This is a genomic window from Anaerovibrio slackiae, assembly GCF_009695585.1.
Lineage (GTDB): Bacteria > Bacillota > Negativicutes > Selenomonadales > Selenomonadaceae > Anaerovibrio > Anaerovibrio slackiae.
Window position 1 is genome coordinate 1 of the sequence record NZ_VUNR01000066.1, and the last position, 1,328, is coordinate 1,328.

The 1,328-nt window shown below is 50.3% G+C and carries 2 tRNA genes and 2 rRNA genes; all 4 read left to right on the plus strand.

Features of this window, described 5'->3' with window-relative positions:
- A 16S ribosomal RNA gene (locus FYJ84_RS14365) occupies positions 1-109 on the plus strand; the annotation flags it as partial.
- Positions 110-207: 98 nt separating this feature from the next.
- A tRNA-Ala gene (locus FYJ84_RS14370) sits at positions 208-283 on the plus strand.
- Positions 284-289: 6 nt separating this feature from the next.
- Positions 290-366: transfer RNA gene (locus FYJ84_RS14375), tRNA-Ile, on the plus strand.
- A gap of 172 nt (positions 367-538) precedes the next feature.
- A 23S ribosomal RNA gene (locus FYJ84_RS14380) occupies positions 539-1,328 on the plus strand; the annotation flags it as partial.

The following is a 1,328-nucleotide window of genomic DNA, read 5'->3' on the forward strand; positions in this document are numbered from 1 at the left end:
AGCCGGTGGGTTAACCGCAAGGAGATAGCCGTCTAAGGTGGGGGCGATGATTGGGGTGAAGTCGTAACAAGGTAGCCGTATCGGAAGGTGCGGCTGGATCACCTCCTTTCTAAGGAGACATGCTTTTAAGTAAGCAGTCATCCAGGTCGGAGCATCGGCATTGCATTGTCTAGTTTTGAGGGAACACGCAAGTGTGAACTTAATAATGGGGGCGTAGCTCAGCTGGGAGAGCACCTGCCTTGCAAGCAGGGGGTCAGGAGTTCGATTCTCCTCGTCTCCACCATAACATGGGCCTATAGCTCAGCTGGTTAGAGCGCACGCCTGATAAGCGTGAGGTCAGTGGTTCAAGTCCACTTAGGCCCACCATCATGTACATTGAAAACTACACAGAAACAAGAAATGAAAATTTTACCAATCCATATAGATAGTGTAAACAATCTAATGAGGTAAGAACGACATTTTAGGATAACATACTTTTACAAAAATCCGAAGCATAAATCTTATGTGATTTTGTAGGTGAAGCATTAAGCAATAATGTAATTAAGCTACAAAGGGCATACGGTGGATGCCTTGGCATTGAGAGTCGATGAAGGACGCGGTAAGCTGCGAAAAGGTATGGGGAGCCGCAAGCAGGCAATGATCCATACATCTCCGAATGGGGCAACCCGGCACGAGTCATGTCGTGCCATCCTACGGGAGGATAACCCGGTGAACTGAAACATCTAAGTAGCCGGAGGAAAAGTAATCAAACGAGATTCCCATAGTAGCGGCGAGCGAACAGGGAAGAGCCCAAACCCGCTGTCTTCGGACAGCGGGGGTTGAGGACCGGCATAAATCAAAGGAAAGTCAGAAGAAGGGCATGGGAAGGCCCGGCACAGAGGGTGAGACCCCCGTATTTGAAGGCTTTTCGAGAGGGCCGGCATCCAGAGTACCACGAGACACGTGAAACCTTGTGGGAAGCAGGGTGGACCACCATCCAAGGCAAAATACTACTCAATGACCGATAGCGCATAGTACCGTGAGGGAAAGGTGAAAAGTACCCCTGGAGGGGAGTGAAATAGAACCTGAAACCGTATGTCTACAAGCAGTCGGAGCACTTTATATGTGCGACGGCGTGCCTATTGAAGAATGAACCGGCGAGTTATCCGTTGTGGCGAGGTTAAGCGGGAGACGCGGAGCCGAAGCGAAAGCGAGTCTTAAGAGGGCGAATAGTCACAGCGGGTAGACCCGAAACCACAGTGATCTATGCATGGCCAGGCTGAAGCTCAGGTAAAAATGAGTGGAGGGCCGAACCCGTGAGTGTTGAAAAACTTTGGGATGAGCTGTGC